The organism is Pseudomonas saudiphocaensis (genome assembly GCF_000756775.1).
Classification (GTDB): domain Bacteria; phylum Pseudomonadota; class Gammaproteobacteria; order Pseudomonadales; family Pseudomonadaceae; genus Stutzerimonas; species Stutzerimonas saudiphocaensis.
On record NZ_CCSF01000001.1, the window covers coordinates 2528612 to 2551714 of the forward strand.

A 23103-nucleotide genomic window follows, 5' to 3' on the forward strand; every position below is an offset into this window, starting at 1 on the left:
GGCCCGCATCAATGAATGTCTACGGCGTCAGAGCCCTCCCGACACGGCCCGGTTCAACCGCCTGCAGATGGCAACCATCCTATTGCCGCGATTGCCAGCCGAGCAAGCTCATCCAGCCGGGCATTGTTCAAGCATAGGCCGCTCTGATGGGCATTCTGTTAACCCTTGTTACACAACACGACGCTGCCTGACAGGCAAGGTATAGTTCCGCGCGGCTGGCCGCAGGGCACTGCAAACGCCCTGGTAGAGCCTGCCGTCCCCGTTAAATGGATTGTTGAGGAATTACCGTGAAAGCACTGTTGATGGGCGCCATGGCAGCCGCCCTGCTGGCAACCACTGCCGCACATGCGCAAATGAAGCCCGAGGATATGGTCGAAGCCCGCAAGGCCGGCTACCAGTTCATGGCGTGGAACATGGGCAAAATCAAAGCCCAGGTCATCGATGGCAAGGAGCCTTTTGATCAGGCCAAGGTTGCTGCTGCCGCCAACGCCATTGCGGCCATCGCCAACTCCGGCATGGGCGCGCTGTACAGCCCGGAAACCACCACCGAGCAGCTGGGCAAGGCCACTCGCCTGAAGCCCGAGTTCTTCCAGAATCTGGACAAGGCTGGCCAGATCGGTCGCGACTTCACCGTTGCCGCCAACCAGCTCGCCAGCGTTGCCGCTGATGGCGACCAGGCCGCCATCAAGAAAGCCTTCGGTGACGTCGGCGGTTCGTGCAAATCCTGCCACGACAACTTCCGCGCAGAGCGATAAGTCAAACGTGACGCCGGGCGCTGCGCCGCCCGGCCTCGGACTACCAGTCCAGCGTAGGCGCCGGTGCGGCCGGTGGCGGCGTCATCCAGCCGGCAACCGACTGCACCCCCCACACCGTGCCCACGGCCAGCACCACGACCAACACGGCCGCCACCGCTGAGCCACCTTGGGCATCCTGCTGTACGGGGTGCTCACGCCGCGCACGCCCGGCAATCATCGCGGCGACAAGCGGCTTGCGGCGCACCAGCGTGTACCAGGCAATCGCCAGCAGATGCAGGCCGATAAAGCCCACCAGCAACCATTTCGCCTGACGATGCAACCCGCTCAACCAGCTGCCGGTGTCGCTGGTGACCAGCGTATACAGCGGCCCTTTGAAGGCGATATCGTCGGTTGCCATCAAGCCGCTGACCACCTGAAACCCCACCAGCCCCAGCATGGCGAGCACCGACAGCGCGCCCAGCGGGTTATGCCCGGCCTCCCGCCAGCTGCCCTGCAGATAGGCTTTCACTCCGAAGGCTGCCCCCAGAATGCGCGACCAGCGCGCATAGGTTGAGCCGACGAAGCCCCACAGCAGACGAAAGATCAGCAAGCCCAGTACCAGCAAACCCAACCGGCCGTGCCAGACCATCAAACCACCGCCCAACCAGCCGGTGGCAATGGCGGCAGTCACCGCGGCGGCAAAGGTCCAGTGAAAAATACGCAGCGGCGCGTCCCAGAGCTTGATATGGCTCGACATCCCTTCCCCCGTTAACGTCCCGATCTCGGCCAAAAAGCCATAAATAATCGCCAAGGTTAACAGCCGCCACCAGGCTTGGCAGCCACTGCACGCCCATGCCAGAGCCTTTTCAGTACCCCGAGCGGCTTACCCCTGCCCATTGGCAAGCCACCGCAGAAGCACTCGCCAGCATGGACGCCTCCGGAGGACATGCGTATGATTGCGCTCCGCAACGCACTCGTAGCTCAGCTGGATAGAGTACTGCCCTCCGAAGGCAGGGGTCGTGGGTTCGAATCCCGCCGAGTGCGCCAGATACGACGAAGGCCCCAGGAGCAATCCTGGGGCCTTTTGTTTTGAATCTCGCTTATCGAGGGGAACGCGAGGAGAAGGCTTGCTCCTCCCTCGCTTTTGCAGATCAGGTTAGCGACGCATGCGCTCTTTCATCTGCAGCTGACGGAAATCTTCGTGGGTGCAGGTAAGCGGCTCACTGCCGGTCAGGTCATAGCAACGCTGCCCATAGCCCATTGGCCAATAAGCGATGCCCACCGGCGGCCAGAAGATCGAAGCCACTCGAAAGCGGCTGCGCAACTTTCCGCTGCTGACCGTTTCCGACTGCTGATCCACTACGCGATAAGGAATACCGCCGGCCGCCCCCCAGGAAAACGGACGGCTGCGCACCAGCCCCTCATCGAAGCTGGTGGGCCTCTCGCTCACCACCAGCCGGGTCTCATCGGGCAGCTTGAACCAGGCACCGGTCTAGCAGCCGGCCAAGGCCAGGGTGAGAGGGAACAGCAGAGACAAGCGGGTTTTCATAATCGGTCCTTCGGCTAACGAAATGGCGGGTAATGGCCGGCTGTCCGGCTCTCCTTGATGGCATCGAGCCCTGCTACGCATAGGAGTCAGAGGCGAACGGTCCGGACATGGCATCTTGCCAGAGGACTGCTGTTCGCCGAGTCTTCTGGCGCACACTTCCGTCATCGAAAGAGCGGCCTGGGACTTTGGCTTTCGCCGGTCTGCCCGCCTTCGGCGTGAAATATTGCCGGCGCGCAATTGCTGACACGCCGCTAGCGACAGCGCCGCTTAGGCTTTTTTCGCTTTCTTCGGCTTTAGATACTTGGTCAATCCCTGGAACCACATGACCAGTGCCGGGTTGCCCTGGATCTGGATGTGCTTGTCCTGGATTCCCTGCATAAAAGCCAGCTGCTTGTTCTTCGCCGTCATGGTTTCAAAACCATAGGCGGCATCGCGAAAACCCAGGGAGAAAGCCGGCTCGGTTGCCGGGCCACTGCTGCTGGTGATGCGCTGATCCTTGACGGTGAAGTGCCGTGCCACTTTGCCGTCCAGGGTGTGCAGCTGAAAGGTAAGATCCTTGTCGCCAAGCTGCTGTTGAAACTCGGCATTGTTGCGGCTGGCCTTGCTCATCAATCGGCCCAGCATCCATAGAAGAAAGCGAAATTTCATGATTTTTACCGACCGGGGAATGAAAATTTCCGCATTGTAGCGGCTTGCCGGAATGGGAAAAGGGCTTTGCGCGGCGGGAACGGAGCGGTCTGGCACAGACCGGCGGGTCGGGTTAACCCGGAGCCAGGCGGCTCCGGGTAGCGCTGATCAGTTGATCGCGTCCTTGAGCATTTTCCCGGGCTTGAAGGCCACGGTATTGCTGGCCTTGATGGTCACCGGCTCTCCCGTCTGAGGGTTCTTGCCGGTGCGTGCGCCACGGTGGCGTTGCACGAAGGTTCCGAAACCGACCAGGGTGACGCTGTCCTTGCGGTTCAGCGCGTTGGTGATTTCATCCAGAACGGCGTTGAGTACACGATTGGCCTGATCCTTGGTGAGGTCGGCCTTTTCGGCGATGGCCGCCGCGAGTTCCGGTTTGCGCATGAGTAGCCTCTGAGATTTCTTGTTTTTGTGTGTGTGCTGTTCCAGGAACAGCGCTCCAAGGCGCTGGGGCAGCTCCTAAGCGCCGCAGACTCGGGGAGAATGGCACGCTGATGGCAGAGGCGCCAGTACCCTAAAGTGTTAGGCCGAACTCAATTCGAAGGCGTTAATGACAGAACTTGCGGCACCTCAGCCAGTACTGGCGGCAGTTGTTTGTTAAGCATCAGACGCTGCTGCACGGCTGCTCCTGCCAGCGCATAGCCGAGCAAACGTCCATCGGCGGCCTGAAACAAAGCCGTGATATCGCGGCCTTCGCCTTCGATGGCCCAGCCGCCTTCGCTACCAAGCGCCGGTGGCGATACCACCAGCGGACATACCGGAGTCTTTACCGTTACCGGCATCGGTCCATAGCTAACCGCTGTGGCGCTGCCGGCCAGCGTCCGTGCCAGTGCCCGCACGCCGCTCATCAGCGGCATGACATAAAGCAGGCTGAGCCCATCGACTTCGGCGCAATCGCCCAACGCATAAACGTGCCGGGCAGAAGTGCGCAGGTAGCGGTCCACGACGATCCCTCGCGCAGCTTCCAAGCCGGCCTCGACGGCCAGCTCGATGCGCGGACGCAGGCCCACGGCACTGACCACCAGATCGCATGACAACAACTTCCCGCTGGATAGCTGCGCCTGCAGGCCCTCGGCGACGTGATCGACACGCTCCACCACCGCACCGAAATGAAAGCGCGCTCCCAGTGATTCCAGGCCGTCCTGTACGGCAGCGGCCACTGCCGCCGGCAACAGTGCGGGCATGACCTGTTCGCCCGGCGCGACCAGATCGACCTCATAGCCCCCCTGCAGCAGGTCGTTGGCGAACTCGCAGCCAATCAGCCCGGTACCAAGGATCAGCACCCGCCGCTTGCCCTGCGCCGCTTCGCGGAAACGGCCGTAGTCGAGCAGATCGTTGATCGAGAAGACCCGGTCCGTTGCATCACCCGCCAGAGGCACATGAATGGGCTGTGCGCCCCAGGCAAGCACCAGATCGCGATAGGGCACCGGCTCGTTGCCGATCCATACCCGCCGGTTGTCGGGATCGAGCCGGGTCACCCTGGTATGGGTGCGGATCTCGGCATCGAGCTGGATGGCCATCTGACCGGCATCCAGCATGCCGAGCGAATTGGCATCCTTGCCCATGGCAAAGCCGGTGGAGAGCATCGGCTTGGAATAGGAGCGGCCGTCGTCGGCAGTGATCAGCAGCAGCGGAGTCTGGCTGTCGTGCTTGCGAAACTCCCGGGCCAGGTTATAGCCCGCCAGGCCTGTGCCAATGATTACCAAGGGTGCCGTCATGCCGCTTCCTCTGTTGACTTGATGAGGTCACGAATCAGCTGATCGCAACCATTTCGAAATCCATCTTGCCCACGCCGCAGTCGGGGCAGAGCCAGTCTTCCGGCACATCTTCCCAGGCGGTGCCGGGCGCAATGCCCTCGTCCGGCAGGCCCAGGGCTTCGTCATAAATGAAGCCACATACCACGCATTGCCACTTTTTCATGGGATCACCCCTGATCAGTGCGATTGCATCGAACGCTATACCAGAATCCGGCATTGCGCCAAATCCAAACAAAACGGGCGGCCAAGGCCGCCCGTTTTACTCAACGCAATCGCTTAGCCGGCAGCGCCAACCAGCGGATCGCTGATACCCATCACATAGAACCCGATCAGGCCGATGGTGCCGGCCACGATAAGGTAGTACAGGGTCGGCAGCATGGTCTTGCGCAAGGTGATCCCTTCGCGACCCAGCAGGCCCACGGTGGCCGATGCCGCCACCACGTTGTGGATGGCGATCATGTTACCGGCCGCTGCACCAACCGACTGCAGCGCAACCATCAGCGCGCCGGAAAGCGTCAGCAGTTCAGCCGTATTGAACTGGAACTGGGACAGCATCAGGTTGGAGACGGTGTTGGAACCGGCAATGAACGCACCCAAAGCACCAACGGCCGGAGCGAAGAACGGATAGATATCGCCCACGCTATTGGCCACCAACTGCGCCATAGCCACCGGCATGGAGACCAGATCCGAGCCGTTGACACCGGAGTTGATCAGGATACGCACCATCGGGATGGTGAAAATCAGCACGAAGCCCGCGCCGAGCAGCGTCTTGCTCGACTCGGAAAGCGCTGCACCCAGCTCACGGGCCTTCATCCGATGCAGGAAGAAGGTCACCAGCACTACCATGCAGAGGATCCCGCCCGGCAGATAGAGAGGCTCCAGGGTGCCGGATACTCCAGTCTCACCGAGGATATCCTTCCAGCCGAAGCTGACCGACATCAGGGCTGCCTTGACGTCGGGGAAAACGCGGGAGATCACCAGGAAGGCGGCCAGCAGCAGATAGGGCGCCCAAGCCATCGGAACGGAGATCGGCGTTTTGCCGGCCACGTCCTCGATCTTCATCTCGATCTTGCCCATCCACTCGGCCGGCCATTCACTGGCCGGGGCGAAGTCCCACTTCTCCTTCGGTAGCAGGAAGCCTGCCTTGGCAGCCGGCACCACAATGGCCAGGCCGATCAGGGCACCGATCATCGACGGGAATTCTGGGCCGAGGAAGACGCCCGCAGCAGCATAGGGGATAACGAACGCCAAGCCGGTGAACACCGCGAACGGCGCCATCGCAAGGCCTTCAGACCAGGACTTGTTGCGGCCGAAGTAGCGAGTCAGGATGCACAGCATGATCAGCGGCATCAAAATTCCGCACATCGCATGGATGAGCGCAACGCGCGAGAAGATCAGGTGGAAGAATACTTCCCAGTTGCTGCCAACCGTCGCCAGCTGAGCGCCGATGCCGGCCTGGTCCAGGCCTGCCCCGACACCTACCAGAATCGGTGTGCCCACCGCACCGAAGGACACCGGTGTGGATTGCACCATCATCCCCATCACCACAGCAGCCAGGGCCGGGAAGCCCAGCGCCACCATCAGCGGTGCGGCTACAGCAGCGGGCGTACCGAAGCCCGAAGCACCTTCGATAAAGCAACCGAACAGCCAGGCCACGATCAAGGCCTGTACGCGCCGGTCAGGGCTGATATTGGAGAAACCTCGGCGAATCGAAGCGATACCACCGGAGTGCTTGAGTGTATTTAGGAGCAGGATAGCGCCGAAGATGATCCAGAGGATCGCGGCGGTAAGAATCAGCCCTTGCAAGGTCGAGGCGACGACGCGGTTGAGCGTCATGTCCCAGGCCAACAGGCCGATTAGTGCGGTGAGGACAAATACCAGCGGCATTGCGTACTTGGCCGGCCAACGAAAGCCGATCAGCAATACGCCCGCCAGGACCAGTGGCACGAATGCCAGGATGGACAGCAGAGTCTGACTCATTGTGGGTTCCCTTGTTTATTCTAATGAACCGCTTTCTTTTCCCCGGTTACCCGGTACCTCCGCATGGATGACGCCTGCGTCATCCAAAGGTGCCGCTCGATTTAAATCGACTAGCCCCCATGCTCAAAAGCTCCGAAGGCTTTAAGCACTTCGGAGCTTGGTCTTACCACTAGCCAGCGAACCGGCTGAACGACATATTATCAGCAACCGTTCTGCTGTTTGAAGCGCTGCCTCCACGCATGTAGCAGAGGTTCGGTGTAGCCGCTCGGCTGCTCACGTCCCTTGAATACCAGATCGCAGGCCGCCTGGAAAGCAATGGATTGCGCGTAGTCTGCTGCCATTGGGCGATAAACCGGATCACCAGCATTCTGCTGATCAACCACTTTGGCCATACGCTCCAGAGTTTCGCGAACCTGAGCCTCACCAACCACGCCGTGGTAAAGCCAGTTTGCCAAGTGCTGGCTGGAGATACGCAGCGTGGCGCGGTCTTCCATCAGGCCGACATCGTGGATATCCGGCACCTTGGAGCAGCCAACACCCTGCTCGACCCAGCGCACCACGTAACCGAGGATGCCCTGGCAGTTGTTGTCCAGCTCCTGCTGGATTTCCTCGGCGCTCCAGTTGCGCTCAGGCGCGACCGGGATGGTCAGCAGGTCGTTGGTCAGCTGCTCGCGCTCGCTGGCCAGGTCGATCTTCTCCAGCTCGGCCTGTACTGCCTGTACATCCACCTGGTGGTAGTGCAGCGCGTGCAGGGTGGCGCCGGTTGGCGACGGAACCCAGGCGGTGTTGGCGCCGGCTTTGGGGTGAGCGATCTTCTGCTCGAGCATGGCGGCCATCAGGTCCGGCATGGCCCACATGCCCTTGCCGATCTGCGCCTTGCCACGCAGGCCACAGTTCAGGCCGACCAGGACGTTGTTGCGCTCGTAAGCCTGGATCCAGGCGGTGCCCTTCATGTCGCCTTTGCGCAGCACGGCGCCGGCTTCCATGATGGTGTGCATCTCGTCACCGGTACGGTCGAGGAAGCCGGTGTTGATGAAGGCGACGCGGTGCTGGGCAGCGCCGATGCAAGCCTTGAGGTTGACGCTGGTGCGGCGCTCTTCGTCCATGATGCCGACCTTGAGGGTGTGGCGCGGCAGACCGATAAGGTCTTCGACGCGGCCGAACAGCTCGTCGGTGAAGGCCACTTCGGTCGGGCCGTGCATCTTCGGCTTGACGATGTAGACGCTGCCGGTGCGCGAGTTGCCCTTGCGCTCCAGGTCGTGCTTGGCGATCAGGCTGGTAACCACGCCGTCGAGGATGCCCTCGGGAATCTCGTGGCCTTCGCCGTCGATGATCGCCGGGTTGGTCATCAGGTGACCGACGTTACGGATGAACAGCAGCGAACGGCCGTGCAGCTTCAGGCTGGAACCGTCGGCCGCGGTGTATTCGCGATCGGCATTGAGCTTGCGAGTCAGCGCCTTGCCACCCTTCTGGAAGGTGTCGGTCAGGTCGCCCTTCATCAGGCCCAGCCAGTTGCGGTAGACGTGCACCTTGTCGTCGGCGTCGACGGCAGCAGTGGAGTCTTCGCAGTCCATGATGGTGGTCACGGCCGCTTCGATCAGCAGGTCCTTGACGCCGGCGGCATCGGTCTGGCCGATGGGGCTGTTGGGGTCGATCTGGATCTCGATGTGCAGGCCGTTGTTCTTCAGCAGCACAGCGGTGGGCTCGACAGCCTCACCCTGGAAGCCGACGAACTTCTCCGGCTGCTTGAGGCTGGTAACGCTGCCGTTCTCCAGGGTGACCTTGAGCTGGCCGTCCTGGACGCGGTAGTTGGTGGCGTCGGCGTGGCTGCCTTCAGCCAGCGGCGCAGCCTGATCGAGAACGTTGCGCGCATAGGCGATGACCTTGGCGCCGCGCACTTCGTTGTAGCCCGGGCCCTTCTGCGCACCGCCTTCTTCGGAGATGGCGTCGGTGCCGTAGAGCGCGTCGTACAGCGAGCCCCAACGTGCGTTGGCGGCGTTCAGTGCGTAGCGGGCGTTGCCGATCGGCACCACCAGCTGCGGGCCGGCCTGGCTGGAGATTTCAGTGTCGACGTTGCCGGTGCTGATCTTCACTTCGCCCGGCTCGGGCAGCAGGTAGCCGATGGACTCAAGGAAGGCACGGTAGGCCGGCATGTCGGTGATCGGGCCCGGATTGGCCTTGTGCCAGTTGTCCAGCTCCACCTGCAGACGGTCGCGCTCGGCCAGCAGCGCGCGGTTCTTCGGCGCCAGGTCGTGGACCAGCTGGTCGAAACCGCTCCAGAAGGCGGAAGCCTCGACGCCAGTGCCTGGCAGCACTTCGTCTTCGATAAAACGCTGCAGATTGGCCGCAACTTGCAAGCGACCCAGGGTTACACGCTCACTCATGACAATACCTCTTTATTCGTTACCGGCATTGGCCGGATGGCACCTGACGGCTAACGCGGGCGCTCGCTGCACCCGCTGCGATTCAACCGTCAGCGCTTACTCTGGCTGACGCTTGTTTCAGTTACCCACTGCAGCGACGCCAGCCTTGGCTACTTGGGCGTCCTGTACGGCGGTTACGCCAGAAACACCCACCGAGCCAATTACCTGCCCGTCAACGACCACCGGCACGCCGCCTTCCAGCGAGCAAACTACCGGCGCGGACAGGAAGGCATTACGGCCGCCATTGACCATGTCCTCGTAACCCTTGGTTTCGCGACGACCGATGGCGGCGCTACGGGCCTTTTCGGTGGCGATGTAGCTGGCAACGGGCGCGCAGCCATCCAGGCGCTCCAGACCCAGCAGGTGGCCACCGTCATCGGCAACGGCGATGGTCACGGCCCAGCCGTTGTTCTGCGCTTCGGTGCGCGCAGCGGCGAGGATGGCAGCGACTTCGGCTTGACCCAGTACGGCTTTGGTTTTCATGTTCTCTCCTTTCGAATTCGTTCTGCGCAGGCGCAGGTGTTTTTGTAGGAGCGAGCTTGCTCGCGAACACAGCGGCTCTGAGCCACGGACTCGCTCCTACGCGTTATTGCATTGCTTCTTCGACGATCTCGATCCAGTGCCGCACCGGCGTGCGACCGGCGCCGTCCAGATGCGTCTGACAACCGATGTTGGCGGTGACGATGATTTCCGGCTTGCCGCTTTCCAGCGCGGTGAGCTTGTTGTCACGCAGCTGTTTGGAAATCTCCGGCTGGGTGATCGAGTAGCTGCCCGCAGAACCACAGCACAGGTGCGCGTCCGGCACGGCAGTGAGCTGGAAGCCCAGGCGGGTCAGCACGTCTTCGACTGCGCCACCGAGCTTTTGTGCGTGCTGCAGCGTGCAGGGGCAATGGAAGGCCATGCGCCGGTCGGCCTTGACGTTGAGCTTCTCCAGTTCGGCGCCGCGCAGGACTTCTACCAGGTCCTTGGCCAGGTCACTGACCCGCGCCGCCTTGACGGCATAGGCCGGGTCGCCCTTGAGCAGGTGGCCGTACTCCTTGACGAAGGCGCCGCAGCCGCTGGCGGTCTGCACGATGGCCTCGGCCCCGGCCTCGATGGCCGGCCACCAGGCGTCAATGTTGCGCCGCGCGCGGTCCAGCCCGGCTTCCTGGGCGTTGAGGTGGTAGTCCACCGCGCCACAGCAACCGGCTTCACGAATGGGCGTGACGCTGATGCCGAGGCGATCCAGAACCCGCGCGGTGGCCGCGTTGGTGTTGGGCGACAGGCTCGGCTGCACGCAACCTTCGAGAATCAGCACAGTGCGTGTGTGACGGGTCTGCGGACGCGCTTTCGGTGCACGCACCTGACGCGGCAGATGCGCTTTCAGGCTGGCCGGCATCAACGGGCGCAGGGCGTTGCCGGTGGTCAGCAGCGCCTTGAACAGCGCCGGACGCGGCACCACGGTGCGCAGACCACTGCGCACCATGCGCTCGCCCATGGAGCGAGGCACCTGTTGCTCGATGAAGTCGCGACCGATGTCCAGCAGGTTGTGGTACTGCACACCCGAGGGGCAGGTGGTTTCGCAATTGCGGCAGGTCAGGCAGCGATCCAGATGCAGCTGAGTGCTCTCGGTGACTTCACCGCCTTCGAGCATCTGCTTCATCAGGTAGATACGCCCGCGCGGGCCATCCAGTTCGTCGCCCAACAGCTGATAGGTCGGGCAGGTGGCATTGCAGAAACCGCAATGCACGCAGGAGCGCAGAATGCTCTCGGCCTCCTCGGCACGCGGCAGCTTCTTCGCGGCTTCGCTGAGATTGGTTTGCATCGTCGTCAGACCTCGGAGTACATGCGGCCAGGGTTGAAAATTCCCTGCGGGTCAAGCTGCGCCTTGAGCTGGCGGTGGTAGCGCAACAGCGGCTCGGGCAGTGGCTGGAACGGTTCGGCAACGGCACCGGCGCTGTAGCAGGTGGCGTGGCCACCGACTTCACCGACGATGGCGCGCACGGTCTCGGCGCTGGCATCGCTCTTCAGCCAGCGCTGAGCTCCGGCCCAGTCCACCAGCTGCTCGCCGGGCAGCACGACTGGCGCCGTGTTGGTGGGCAGCGACAGACGCCACAGCGGACGCGGGTCGGCAAAGAAGGCCAGGCGCTGCTCACGCAGATCGCTCCAGTAGACACCCTCCAGGTCCTCGCCACCGATGCGCTCGCGCGCTGCGTTGACCGAACCCTCACCACCTTCCAGACGCAGGTACAACGCCTTCCCGTCATGGCTGGCGGCGCTGATCGGCACCGGCTGCTGGCCCCACTCGGCGAGCTTGAGCAGTGCCCGCTCCAGATCCATTTCCAGACGCAGCCCGGTGACCAGACGCGGTTTTGGCAGCACCTTGAGCGAGACCTCGGTAAGTACGCCAAGGCACCCGAAGCTGCCGGCCATCAGGCGCGACAGGTCGTAACCGGCGACGTTCTTCATCACCTCGCCACCAAAACGCAGATGCTTGCCCTGGCCGGTGATGACCCGCGTACCGAGTACGAAGTCGCGCACCGAACCGCTCCACGGGCGCCGCGGACCGGACAGCCCGGCCGCTACCATGCCACCGACCGTGGCACCTTCAGCGAAGTGTGGCGGCTCGCAGGGCAGCATCTGCCCGGCAGCGTCCAGCGCCGCTTCCAGCTCGGCCAATGGCGTGCCGGCACGCGCGGTGACCACCAGTTCGGTCGGGTCGTAGCTGACAATGCCGCGATGGGCGCGCACATCCAGAAACTGGCCTTCAACGACACGGCCAAGGAATTTCTTGCTGCCGCCACCCTGGATATTCAGCGGCGTCTTGGCCGCCAGAGCCTGGTTGACCTGTTCCAGCAACTGCTCGCTGGCATCAAATGAAACCGTCATCAGAAGCGCTCCAGTTCGGGGAAGGGCAGCTCGCCGTTGTGGATATGCATGCGGCCGAATTCGGCGCAGCGGTGCAGAGTTGGAATGTTCTTGCCAGGGTTGAGCAGGCCGCTCGGGTCGAAGGCCGCTTTCACCGCGTGGAACAGGGTCAGCTCGTCGGAATTGAACTGGGCGCACATCTGGTTGATCTTCTCGCGACCTACACCGTGTTCACCGGTGATGCTGCCGCCAACCTTGACGCAAAGTTCGAGGATCTTGCCGCCCAGGTCTTCGGCGCGCTCCAGCTCACCTTCCTGGTTGGCATCGAAGAGGATCAGCGGGTGCATGTTGCCATCGCCGGCATGGAACACGTTGGCCACGCGCAGGCCGTACTGCTCGGAAAGCTCGGCGATGCCCTTGAGCACGCCCGGCAGCTCGCGGCGCGGGATGGTGCCGTCCATGCAGTAGTAGTCCGGCGAAATGCGCCCGACCGCCGGGAAGGCGTTCTTGCGGCCGGCCCAGAAGCGCACGCGCTCGGCTTCGTCCTTGGCCAGGCGCACTTCGGTCGCACCGGCCAGCTTCAGGACTTCGCTGACGCGATCGCAGTCTTCGGATACGTCAGCCTCGACGCCGTCCAGCTCACAGAGCAGGATGGCCTCGGCATCCACCGGGTAACCGGCACGGATGAAATCCTCGGCGGCACGGATCGACAGGTTGTCCATCATCTCCAGCCCGCCAGGGATGATGCCGGCAGCGATGATGTCACCCACCGCGCGCCCGGCTTTCTCTACCGAATCGAACGCAGCCAGCAGCACCTTGGCTACCTGCGGCTTGGGCAGCAGCTTGACCGTGACCTCGGTGATGATGCCGAGCATGCCCTCGGAGCCGGTGAACAGAGCCAGCAGGTCGAAGCCCGGGCTGTCCAGCGCGTCGGAGCCGAGCACCATGCGCTCACCTTCGACGGTGAGGATCTCGACCTTGAGCAGGTTGTGCACGGTCAGGCCGTATTTCAGGCAGTGCACGCCGCCAGCGTTCTCGGCGACGTTACCGCCGATGGAACAGGCGATCTGCGACGAAGGATCGGGCGCGTAATAGAGTTCGTACGGCGCCGCAGCCTGGGAAATCGCCAGGTTGCGCACACCGGGCTGAACGCGGGCGAAGCGACCCGCCGGATCAACTTCGAGAATCTTGTTGAAGCGCGCCATCACCAGCAGGACGCCCTGCTCCAGCGGCAGCGCGCCGCCGGACAGACCGGTACCGGCACCACGGGCAACTACCGGGACGCGGCGCTGATGGCAGAGCTTGAGCAGGGCTTCGACCTGCTCGACGCGCTCGGGCAACACCACCAGCATCGGCGTGGTGCGATAGGCGGAAAGGCCGTCGCACTCGTATGGCTTGAGATCTTCGAGGCGATGCAGGATTTCCAGGTCGGGAAGCTGCGCCTGCAGCTCGGCCAGCAGCGCGGCCTTATCCACCTTGGGCAGCTCGCCGTCGATGCGTTCGTCGTAAAGAATATTCATGGCAGTCGGGTGCTCTCGTTGTTCACCTGCAGCGTTCAAACTGCGGCGGAGTGCCGCATCATTAGCCCGAATGAGACCTGGAGTCCACCCCCTGAGCAGCTGGTCCTACCAGTTTGAAAAAGGCTAGAATCCTCAACAGCCCGCCAAGTCTTAGCTATATGAGGCTTTGCTCAGTTTTCTCAGAAAATAATCCAGGCGGGATCTACACTGGTCCTACCACTGCGGAGAACTCATGCTCAATCAGATAGTGCCCGAAAGGCGCCAGGTGGCGGACGTGGTGGCCGAACGTATCGAACGCCTGATCATCGACGGCGTGCTCAAGGTCGGCCAGGCCCTGCCCTCCGAGCGCCGCCTGTGCGAGAAACTCGGAATTTCCCGCTCGGCCATGCGCGAAGGCCTGCGTGTGCTGCGCGGGCGTGGGATCATTGAAACCGCTCATGGACGCGGCTCATTCGTCGCCCGGCTGTCCGGGGAGCACGATGCCGCGCCGCTGATGCATCTGTTCAACTCCCAGCCGCGCACGCTCTACGATCTGCTCGAAGTGCGCGCCCTGCTGGAAGGCGAGTCGGCACGGCTGGCGGCGCTGCGCGGCACCGACGCGGATTTCATTCTGTTGCGCCGGCGTTACGAGGAAATGCTCGCCGCTCACACCGAAGAAGGGGCCGACCCCCGCGAACATGCGCGCCTGGATCACGCCTTCCACCTGGCGGTATGCGAGGCGTCGCATAACCCGGTGCTGGTACACACGCTGCAATCCTTGACCGACCTGATGCTCTCCACGGTCTTTGCCTCGGTGAACAACCTTTATCACCGCCCGGTGCAGAAGCGTCAGATCGACCGTCAACACTCGCGGCTGTTCCATGCGGTCACCGAGCGCCTGCCTGACCAGGCCCAGCGCGCGGCCCGCGACCATATCCACAGCATTCGCGACAACCTGAGAGAAATCGAACAGGAGGAACAGCGCCTGGTGCGCGCCACCATGCGGCTGGAGGGCTGGACGTAACGCCCTCACGGTGGATCGATGAAGCGTGATCCACCCTACGAGGACCGCTGCTTTTTCGTCCAGCGGGCCAGGCCCCAGCGCTGGCTTTCTTGCTAGACTCCCCGCCTTTCCGAACCGCACCCACTATCGCCCGTGTCCGAATCTCACCATTGGCTGACCGCCGACCAACTGCCCGTGCCGCTCGACCCGTTGCAACATGACTGGCTTTACATCGACAAGGGCTCGCTGACCCGCCGCCTGACCCTGCTGGCTGAAGGCGCCTTCAGCGTCACGCCGCTGCGCGAAGGTTGGCAGCCGCTGCGTGACGATGAATGCGCGGCACTCGGCGTGGCATTCGGCAGCAGCGGCTGGGTGCGCGAGGTGTATCTGCGCGGGCATGGCGAGCCATGGGTGTTCGCCCGCAGCGTGGCGGCTCGCAGAGCCCTGGAAGACTCGGGCTTCGATCTGCAGCGCCTGGGCAGCCGCTCGCTGGGCGAACTGTTGTTCAGCGACCAGGCCTTTACCCGCGGCCCGCTCGAAGCCATGCGCTACCCTGACGCCTGGCTGCCCGCCGAGGTGCAGCAGACCCAGCTCTGGGCCAGACGCTCCTGCTTCAGCCGCGGCAAGTTGGGCGTGCTGGTCGCCGAAGTATTTCTGCCTGCGCTCTGGCAAGCCGCACAGCGCGACAGCTGATCGGCCGTACGACACCTTTTTCTTCAGGAGCCCCACCGATGTATCAAAAGCTTCTGCAATCGAGCAATCGCCTGCATCCACGCGCCTTTGATTTCATTCAGCTGATGCGCCTGGATCGCCCCATCGGCACCTACCTGCTGTTGTGGCCGACGCTTGGCGCGCTGTGGATCGCCGGCGAAGGTTCGCCCAGCGTGAAGAATCTGATCATCTTCGTACTTGGCGTGATCCTGATGCGCGCCGCCGGCTGCGTTATCAACGACTTCGCCGACCGCAATTTCGACGGCCACGTCAGCCGCACCAAGAATCGCCCGCTGGCCACCGGCAAGGTCACAACGAAGGAAGCCTGGATTCTGTTCGCGCTGCTGGTAGCGCTGAGCTTCTTGCTGGTGCTGCTGACCAACGCGGCGACCATCTGGCTGTCCTTCGGCGCGCTGGCGGTCGCCTCACTCTATCCCTTTATGAAGCGCTACACCCACTACCCCCAGGTGGTGCTCGGTGCGGCCTTCTCCTGGGGCATTCCGATGGCGTTTACCGCTGAAACCGGCAGCCTGCCGGCAGAGGCCTGGCTGCTGTTCCTCGCCAATATGGTCTGGACCGTCGCCTATGACACCTATTACGCCATGGCCGACCGCGAGGACGACCTGAAGATCGGCATCAAGTCCACCGCCGTGCTGTTCGGCGATGCCGACCGGGTGATCATTCTCACCCTGCAGGGGATTGCGCTGTTCTGCCTGCTCCTCGCGGGCGCGCGCTTCGAGCTTGGCCAGTGGTTCCACCTCGGCCTGTTTATCGCCGCCGTGTGCTTTATCTGGGAGTTCTGGACAACCCGCTCACGCGATCCGCAGATCTGCTTCAAGGCCTTTCTGCACAACCACTGGGCGGGGCTGGCGATGCTGCTGGGGATCATCCTCGACTACGCACTCAAAGCCGGCTGATAGCACCCCAGCGCCGTTATCGATTCAGCTCGTAGGCACAGATATTGACGGTGGTGGCCAGGTTCAGCGACTCGATGGCGCCACTGCCGGCAATGGTGAAAGGCTTGGCACCGAGCGCGGACAGCTGCTCGCGGGGCACGCCGCGCGCCTCGTTGCCGAACAGGTAGCAGTCGAAGGTCTTGAAGTCGGCCGATTGCAGGCTGTCGCCATGCATGTCCAGGCAGGCGATACGCTGGAAGCGCCCGGGCAACGAATCCAGCTCCACATCCAGCTCCAGAGGCGCATGGAAAATCGCTCCCATGCTGGAGCGCACCACCTTGGGATTGTACGGATCGACGCTGCCGGGGCTGAGCAGGCAGCGAAAGTTGCCGAACCAGGCCAGGGTGCGCAGGATGGTGCCGAGATTGCCAGGGTCCTGAATCTCATGCAGGTAAATGGCGCGCTCATTGGCTGTAGAGGCCAGCGCAGTACTTTCCGGCATCGGCACCACGGCGATGATGCCCTGCGGCGTCTTGGTATCGGCAATCTGCGCCATCTGCCGCTCGCTGATCAGCTGGGTCCTGAACGGACTTTGCCAATGCTCGTAGGCCCCGGTGACGTATAGCTGGCTGCGCTGTAGCAGCGGATTGTGCAGAGCCGCTTTCTGCAGCTCCAGCACCAGGTGCTCGCCTTCCACCAGAAAATGACCGAACTCGGCGCGGTACTTTTTCTGCTGAAGCTTCTTGATGTCGTCGAGTTTCATCGGCTGGCTCAGTTATTCGGCTCGCCGGCCTCGGCCAGCATGGACTTGGCCACCGCCTCAGCCACCTTGATGCCATCCACGCCCGCCGAAAGAATGCCGCCGGCATAACCGGCACCCTCGCCTGCCGGGTACAGGCCACGAAGGTTAAGGCTCTGCAGCGTTTCCGGATCACGGGTAATGCGCACGGGTGAAGAGGTGCGGGTTTCAATACCGGTCAGCACTGCGTCGTCACGGTCGAAACCGCGAATCTGCTTGCCGAACGCCGGCAGCGCCTCGCGAATGGCCTCAATGGCATATTCCGGCAGGGACGGCGCCAGATCGCCCAGACGCACACCCGGCTTGTAGGACGGTTCTATCTCGCCAAACTCGCTCGACGGCTTGCCACGAATAAAGTCGCCCACCAACTGCCCCGGCGCACAGTAGTCACTGCCGCCCAGTTCATAGGCACGGGACTCCAGGCGCTCCTGGAATTCCACACCGGCCAGCGTGCCGCCGGGGAAATCCTGCTCCGGGTTGATGCCGACAACGATGGCGGCGTTGGCGTTACGCTCGTTGCGCGAGTACTGGCTCATGCCATTGGTTACCACGCGCCCCGGCTCGGAAGTGGCGGCGACCACGGTGCCGCCCGGGCACATGCAGAAGCTGTAGACAGCGCGGCCATTTTTCGCGTGATAGACCAGCTTGTAGTCGGCGGCGCCCAGCTCCGGGTGACCGGCGTACTTGCCCAGGCGGGCCTGGTCGATCAGGCCCTGCGGGTGCTCGATGCGAAAGCCCACGGCAAAGGGCTTGGCCTCCATGAATACGCCCCGTCCGTGCAGCATGCGGAAGGTATCGCGGGCGCTATGACCCAGGGCCATTACCACATGGCGACTGCGCAGGGTTTCGCCGTTCTCCAGCACCACACCTTCGAGCTGGTCATTGTCGATCACAAGATCGGTCACCTTGCTTTCGAAACGCACCTCGCCGCCCAGGGCAATGATCTCCTCGCGCATGGCCGCCACCACGCCAGTGAGGCGGAAGGTGCCGATGTGCGGTTTGCTGACGTAGATGATCTCCTCCGGCGCGCCGGCCCGAACGAACTCCTGGGTCACCTTGCGGGCATAGAACTTCGGGTCCTTGATCTGGCTGTAGAGCTTGCCGTCGGAGAACAGGCCGGCCCCGCCTTCACCGAACTGCACGTTGGATTCGGAGTTCAGGATCTTCTTGCGCCACAGTGCCCAGGTGTCCCTGGTGCGGCTGCGCACGTCCTTGCCGCGCTCCAGCACGATGGGCTTGAAGCCCATCTGCGCCAGCAGCAACGCCGCAAACAGCCCGCAAGGGCCAAGCCCAATGACCAGCGGCCGCTCGCTCAGATCGGCTGGCGCCTGCCCCACCGGATAATAATTGGTATCCGGCGCCGGACGGACATTGCGATCATCGGCCAGGCGCGCCAGCACGCCAGCCTCGTCACGCACTTCCAGGTCGATGATGTAGATGAACAGGATGACGCTGTTCTTCTTGCGCGCGTCGTAGCTGCGTTTGAACACGGTGAAGTTCAGCAGATCGGCATCGCTGATGCCCAGCCGTTGGACGATGGCCTGGCGCAACTCATCGTTTGAGTGATCGAGGGGCAGGGACAGTTCGGTGATGCGAATCATGGCGATGGTCCTGGCCGGTGACTCCGGCAGAGGAAGAAAACAGGAGGGAGGATAGGGGTCGATTGTACCCGGAGCCGCCCGCTCCGGCGACTTTCCAGAGGCGTCAGCAGCCGGTGCACCGGCCTGGCGATTTAACCTGCACCGCGTTATCGGCCTATAATTGGCGCCATTCTGCGCGCACGGCTCTCCTCAGCCCCAAGCGTTGGCGCGCCCCTCAGCTTGATTCCCGTGGTACCTCCCGAATGAAACGATCCAAAAGCAGCCGCCGCTGGCTGGATGAACATGTCAACGATCCCTACGTCAAACGGGCTCAGAAGGACGGCTTGCGCTCGCGCTCCAGCTACAAGCTGATAGAGCTCAACGAGAAGGACAAGCTGATCCGCCCGGGCATGCTGATCATGGACCTTGGCTCTGCCCCCGGCGGCTGGTCGCAAGTGGCGGGGAAGCTGGTCGGCGAAAAGGGCCGGGTCATAGCCACCGACATTCTACCGATGGACCCGCTGGATAACGTCGACTTCATCCAGGGCGATTTCACCGAAGATGCCGTATTCCAGCAGCTTCTCGACCAACTCGACGGCCGTCAGCCGGATCTGATCGTTTCCGACATTGCTCCCAACCTCAGCGGCATCGCTGTCGCCGACCAGGCTTCCTCGATGTACCTGGTCGAGCTCACCCTCGACATGGTGCGCAAGGTGCTCAAGCCTGCCGGCAACTACGTGGTCAAGGTGTTCCAGGGCGAAGGCTCCGACGCCTTTCTGAAGGACGTGCGCACCTCATTCGAGAAGGTGGTGGTACGCAAGCCGGCGGCGTCACGACCGCGGTCGAATGAGGTCTACCTGGTGGCCAAAGGGTTCAAAGGTCAGGACGCAGACGCCTGACCGAGCGCCGCACCGCTAGCGCCTGCCTTCTCCCTGTAACATCGCTGCAACATTCCCGTTATCTAATGCCCGACGATGAAAGCGGACCGAGAGCGGACATGAATGGCAAATGCATACTGATCGTCGACGACGAAGCACCGATTCGCGAGATGATCATGGTGGCCCTGGAGATGGCTGGCTACGAATGCCTTGAGGCAGACAACGCGCAGACCGCCCACGCCCTGGTCGTTGACCGTCAGCCGGACCTGATCCTGCTCGACTGGATGCTGCCCGGCACCTCGGGAATCGAGCTGGCGCGTCGCCTAAAACGCGAAGAGATGACGGCCGACATGCCGATCATCATGCTTACCGCCAAGGATGCCGAGGACAACAAGATCCAGGGTCTGGAAGTCGGTGCGGACGATTACATCACCAAGCCCTTCTCCCCACGCGAGCTGGTGGCGCGCCTGAAAGCGGTGCTGCGCCGGGCCGGAGCCAACGACGCCGAGACACCCATCGAGATCGGCGGCCTGCTGCTTGATCCGGTCAGCCACCGCGTCACCATCGATGGCGTTCCGGCCGAGATGGGCCCGACCGAATATCGCCTGCTGCAGTTCTTTATGACTCACCAGGAGCGCGCCTATACGCGCGGCCAGTTGCTCGACCAGGTCTGGGGCGGCAACGTATACGTAGAAGAACGCACCGTGGACGTGCATATCCGCCGGCTGCGCAAAGCCCTGGGCGAAACCTACGAAGGCCTGGTGCAGACCGTGCGTGGCACGGGCTATCGTTTTTCCACCAAAAGCTGACAACCCTGCCACCACCCGCAGTTCACGGATAGAAGATGGCCCCGAGCAGACAGCGAAAAAACCCAGGTAGTTTTCTACGACCCGCCGCCCGAGCCGCCCAGGAGCGCAAGCAGTGAACCAAGATTGGCAAGGCGCCCTGGTGCGTCGTCTGCTCCTGCTGTTGGCTGGCTGTCTGCTGATCGGCCTGATCACCGGCGAGTACGCCTGGGCACTGGCGCTGGGCCTGGGCGGCTACCTGGCCTGGACCATCCGGCAGATACGCCGTCTGCAACAGTGGCTCAAGCGCGATCAGCCGGATGATCCCCCCCCGGACAGCCATGGCATCTGGGGCGAGATCTTCGACAGCCTGTATCAGCTGCAGCGACGCGACATCCATTTGCGCGGCCAGCTGCAATCTGTGATTGACCGCGTTCAGGGCTCCACCGCGGCCCTGAAGGACGCGGTCATCATGCTCGACAGCGATGCCAACCTGGAGTGGTGGAACCCAGCCGCCGAACGCCTGCTGGGCCTGAAGAAACCTCAGGATAGCGGCCACGCGATCACCAACCTGGTGCGCCATCCCAGCTTCAAGGAATACTTCGAAAGCGGCCGCCATGACGACCCGCTGGAACTGCCTTCACCGGTCAGTGACCGTCTCTGGCTGCAGATCACCATCACCCGCTACGGCAACAGCGAGTACCTGATGGTGGTGCGCGACATCACCCGGCTCCATCAGCTGGAACAGATGCGCAAGGACTTCGTCGCCAACGTTTCCCACGAATTGCGCACCCCGCTGACGGTGATCACCGGCTATCTGGAAACCATGCTCGAGCACAGCGAGGAGCAAAGCCCGCAGTGGACCCGCGCATTGCAGCAGATGAACCAGCAGGCCGATCGCATGCAGCACCTGCTCAACGACCTGCTGCTGCTGGCCAAGCTGGAGGCCACCGATCCTCCGACAAGCGCCAAGCCGGTAAACGTGTCCGCGCTGCTGGAGTCGATCCGCAGCGACGCCCTGGCCCTCTCAGCCGACCAACACAGCATCAGTTTCGATGTGGACGCCTCGCTACAGCTGCGTGGCCGTGAATCCGAATTGCGCAGCGCCTTTTCCAACCTGCTGTTCAATGCGGTGAAATACAGCCCACCTGGCGGGCAGATTTACCTGCGCTGGTGGCGAGACGAATATGGTGCGCACCTGGCCGTGCAGGACTCGGGCATCGGCATCGAGTCCAAGCACCTACCACGCCTGACCGAACGCTTCTACCGAGTCGACTCCAGCCGCGCCAGCAGCACCGGCGGCACCGGCCTAGGCCTGGCCATCGTCAAGCATGTCCTGCTGCGGCACCAGGGCCGCCTGGACATCCAGAGCACGCTCGGCAAGGGCAGCGTCTTTACCTGCAGCTTCCCGCGCTCGCGAACCGAGTGAGCCGCTCGCCGGCAGCTCTCGTCGACTGCCCCTTGAAAAGTTCGCTGCGCGGGGCCATTGTGCAGCGATCATCCGCTACCCGACACCTTCATGGACCCCTCCCCTGCTTTAAACGATCCGTCCTACTTCGCCGACATCGGCCTGATTCTATTTGCCTTCTTCCTGGTCCTGCTCAACGGCTTTTTCGTGGCCGCCGAGTTCGCCATGGTCAAGCTGCGCGCGACCAAGGTCGAGGCCATTGCCAAGCAGCACGGCTGGCGCGGGCACATCCTGCGCAAGGTGCACGACCAACTGGACGCCTACCTGTCCGCCTGCCAGCTGGGTATCACCCTGGCGTCGCTGGGGCTGGGCTGGGTCGGTGAACCGGCCTTTGCTCATTTGCTCGAACCGCTGCTGGCGATGCTCGGCATCGACTCGCCGGCTCTGGTCCACGCCATCGCCTTCTTCACCGCCTTCTTCATCATTTCCTACCTGCACATCGTGATCGGCGAGCTGGCGCCCAAATCCTGGGCAATCCGCAAACCCGAATTGCTGTCGCTGTGGACGGCGGTGCCGCTGTATCTGTTCTACTGGCTGATGTACCCGGCGATCTACCTGCTCAACGCCAGCGCCAACGCCATCCTGCGCATCGCCGGCCAGGGCGAGCCCGGTGGCAATTACGAACACCACTACACACGGGAAGAGCTGAAGCTGATCCTGCACTCCAACCGCTCTCTGGACCCGACCAACGCGCAGATCCAGGTGCTCGCCTCGGCAGTGGAGATGAGTGAACTGGAAGTCGCCGACTGGGCCAACTCGCGCGAGGATCTGCTGCAGCTGGACCATGACGCTCCGCTGGCGCATATCCTCGATGTGATCCGCTTTCACAAGTACAGCCGCTACCCCGTGTATGACCGTGACCGCGGCGAATACACCGGCCTGCTGCATATCAAGGATCTGTTGCTGGCCCTGGCCAGCGACGAGAACCTGGCGGAAAACTTCCACCTCAACGAACTGCTGCGCCCGCTTGAGCGCGTTTCCCGGCACCTGCCGCTGAGCGACCTGCTGGAACAGTTCCGCCAGGGTGGCGCGCACTTCGTGCTGGTGGAGGAAGGCGATCACAAGGTGGTGGGCTTCCTGACCATGGAAGATGTGCTGGAAGTGCTGGTCGGCGACATCCAGGACGAGCACCGCAAGGCCGAGCGCGGCATCCTCACCTATCAACCAGGCAAACTGCTGGTGCGCGGCGACACCCCGCTGTTCAAGGTTGAACGTCTGCTCGATGTCGACCTTGACCATATCGAAGCCGACACCCTGGCCGGCCTGATCTACGAAACCCTCAAGCGCGTCCCCGAGGAAAACGAAGAGCTGCTGGTCGACGGCCTGCAGATCATCATCAAGAAGATGCGCGGCCCGAAAATCGTACTGGCGAAGGTGCTCAAAGTTCAGCCGCAGGAGTGACGAGACAGCGAACCGGTCCTTACATCTTTGTTTACATATCGGCTGCTAGCCGCTGATTTACTTGAAAAATTGACCGCCCATCGCACTGGGCGAATTTTCTGAAGGTAGT

General features: G+C 62.7%; 22 protein-coding genes and 1 tRNA gene. 9 read left to right on the forward strand and 14 right to left on the reverse strand.

The annotated features are described in order from the left end of the window. The first annotated feature begins 299 nt into the window (after positions 1-299). A complete protein-coding gene (locus tag BN1079_RS11590) occupies positions 300-755 on the forward strand; it encodes a c-type cytochrome (protein WP_171819335.1) in 456 nt (151 codons plus the stop codon). 40 nt (positions 756-795) lie between these two features. Here the strand turns inward: BN1079_RS11590 and BN1079_RS11595 are convergent, their stop codons facing one another. Next, positions 796-1491: a cytochrome b/b6 domain-containing protein gene (locus BN1079_RS11595; protein ID WP_037024563.1), complete on the reverse strand. Its 696-nt coding sequence runs from the start codon at positions 1489-1491 to the stop codon at positions 796-798. 213 nt (positions 1492-1704) lie between these two features. On the opposite strand from BN1079_RS11595, the gene BN1079_RS11600 reads away from it, so the two are divergent. Then, positions 1705-1781 (forward strand) — tRNA-Arg (locus BN1079_RS11600). A 109-nt stretch (positions 1782-1890) separates the two neighbouring features. Here the strand turns inward: BN1079_RS11600 and BN1079_RS11605 are convergent. The 11 genes from BN1079_RS11605 to glcD all read right to left on the reverse strand — a co-directional run bounded on the left by BN1079_RS11605 (position 1891) and on the right by glcD (position 13494). Then, positions 1891-2184, reverse strand: coding sequence for a hypothetical protein (locus BN1079_RS11605; protein WP_231850781.1), 294 nt, complete (start codon positions 2182-2184; stop codon positions 1891-1893). Positions 2185-2550: 366 nt separating this feature from the next. Next, the gene (locus BN1079_RS11610; RefSeq protein ID WP_037024566.1) at positions 2551-2931 is read right to left on the reverse strand and encodes an SCP2 sterol-binding domain-containing protein; all 381 of its coding nucleotides are present in this window, start codon (positions 2929-2931) and stop codon (positions 2551-2553) included. A gap of 147 nt (positions 2932-3078) precedes the next feature. Beyond that, a complete protein-coding gene (locus BN1079_RS11615; RefSeq protein ID WP_037024568.1) occupies positions 3079-3351 on the reverse strand; it encodes an HU family DNA-binding protein in 273 nt (90 codons plus the stop codon). 149 nt (positions 3352-3500) lie between these two features. Beyond that, positions 3501-4685 (reverse strand): NAD(P)/FAD-dependent oxidoreductase, encoded by a 1185-nt coding sequence (locus BN1079_RS11620; RefSeq protein ID WP_037024570.1) that lies wholly within the window; start codon positions 4683-4685, stop codon positions 3501-3503. Between the two features lie 34 nt (positions 4686-4719). Then, positions 4720-4887 (reverse strand): rubredoxin, encoded by a 168-nt coding sequence (locus BN1079_RS11625; RefSeq protein WP_037026858.1) that lies wholly within the window; start codon positions 4885-4887, stop codon positions 4720-4722. A 113-nt stretch (positions 4888-5000) separates the two neighbouring features. Next, positions 5001-6704 (reverse strand): L-lactate permease, encoded by a 1704-nt coding sequence (locus tag BN1079_RS11630; RefSeq protein ID WP_037024572.1) that lies wholly within the window; start codon positions 6702-6704, stop codon positions 5001-5003. A 200-nt stretch (positions 6705-6904) separates the two neighbouring features. After that, positions 6905-9088: a malate synthase G gene (locus BN1079_RS11635; RefSeq protein WP_037024574.1), complete on the reverse strand. Its 2184-nt coding sequence runs from the start codon at positions 9086-9088 to the stop codon at positions 6905-6907. Positions 9089-9205: 117 nt separating this feature from the next. Then, a complete protein-coding gene (locus BN1079_RS11640) occupies positions 9206-9610 on the reverse strand; it encodes a heme-binding protein (RefSeq protein ID WP_037024577.1) in 405 nt (134 codons plus the stop codon). A 103-nt stretch (positions 9611-9713) separates the two neighbouring features. Beyond that, positions 9714-10931, reverse strand: a complete 1218-nt coding sequence (gene glcF / locus BN1079_RS11645) for a glycolate oxidase subunit GlcF (protein WP_037024579.1) — start codon at positions 10929-10931, stop codon at positions 9714-9716. 5 nt (positions 10932-10936) lie between these two features. Further along, positions 10937-11995 carry a glycolate oxidase subunit GlcE gene (gene glcE / locus BN1079_RS11650; protein ID WP_037024582.1) on the reverse strand — a complete coding sequence of 353 codons (1059 nt, stop codon included), beginning with the start codon at positions 11993-11995 and terminating at the stop codon, positions 10937-10939. Continuing rightward, entirely contained in the window at positions 11995-13494 is a 1500-nt protein-coding gene (gene glcD, locus BN1079_RS11655; protein WP_037024584.1) for a glycolate oxidase subunit GlcD, read from the reverse strand. The genes glcE and glcD overlap by 1 nt, the downstream gene beginning before the upstream one ends. 232 nt (positions 13495-13726) lie before the next feature. On the opposite strand from glcD, the gene glcC reads away from it, so the two are divergent. From glcC to ubiA, 3 genes are all read left to right on the forward strand, one after another. Next, positions 13727-14497: a transcriptional regulator GlcC gene (gene glcC / locus BN1079_RS11660; protein WP_037024587.1), complete on the forward strand. Its 771-nt coding sequence runs from the start codon at positions 13727-13729 to the stop codon at positions 14495-14497. Positions 14498-14629: 132 nt separating this feature from the next. Continuing rightward, positions 14630-15169, forward strand: a complete 540-nt coding sequence (locus tag BN1079_RS11665; RefSeq protein WP_037024589.1) for a chorismate--pyruvate lyase family protein — start codon at positions 14630-14632, stop codon at positions 15167-15169. Between the two features lie 38 nt (positions 15170-15207). Further along, positions 15208-16104: a 4-hydroxybenzoate octaprenyltransferase gene (ubiA, locus tag BN1079_RS11670; RefSeq protein WP_037024592.1), complete on the forward strand. Its 897-nt coding sequence runs from the start codon at positions 15208-15210 to the stop codon at positions 16102-16104. A gap of 16 nt (positions 16105-16120) precedes the next feature. On the opposite strand, the gene BN1079_RS11675 is transcribed toward ubiA, so the two are convergent. After that, the gene (locus BN1079_RS11675; RefSeq protein ID WP_037024594.1) at positions 16121-16846 is read right to left on the reverse strand and encodes a TrmH family RNA methyltransferase; all 726 of its coding nucleotides are present in this window, start codon (positions 16844-16846) and stop codon (positions 16121-16123) included. A gap of 8 nt (positions 16847-16854) precedes the next feature. Further along, on the reverse strand, positions 16855-18483 hold the full coding sequence (locus tag BN1079_RS11680; RefSeq protein WP_037024596.1) for an NAD(P)/FAD-dependent oxidoreductase: 1629 nt from the start codon (positions 18481-18483) through the stop codon (positions 16855-16857). A 242-nt stretch (positions 18484-18725) separates the two neighbouring features. Between BN1079_RS11680 and rlmE the strand changes: the two genes are divergently transcribed. From rlmE to BN1079_RS11700, 4 genes are all read left to right on the forward strand, one after another. Then, positions 18726-19361: a 23S rRNA (uridine(2552)-2'-O)-methyltransferase RlmE gene (gene rlmE, locus BN1079_RS11685; RefSeq protein WP_037024598.1), complete on the forward strand. Its 636-nt coding sequence runs from the start codon at positions 18726-18728 to the stop codon at positions 19359-19361. 98 nt (positions 19362-19459) lie between these two features. Continuing rightward, on the forward strand, positions 19460-20149 hold the full coding sequence (gene phoB, locus BN1079_RS11690) for a phosphate regulon transcriptional regulator PhoB (protein WP_037024600.1): 690 nt from the start codon (positions 19460-19462) through the stop codon (positions 20147-20149). 112 nt (positions 20150-20261) lie between these two features. Further along, positions 20262-21554, forward strand: a complete 1293-nt coding sequence (phoR, locus tag BN1079_RS11695; RefSeq protein ID WP_037024602.1) for a phosphate regulon sensor histidine kinase PhoR — start codon at positions 20262-20264, stop codon at positions 21552-21554. Positions 21555-21644: 90 nt separating this feature from the next. After that, positions 21645-22994, forward strand: coding sequence for a hemolysin family protein (locus BN1079_RS11700; protein WP_037026861.1), 1350 nt, complete (start codon positions 21645-21647; stop codon positions 22992-22994). Positions 22995-23103: the final 109 nt, after the last annotated feature.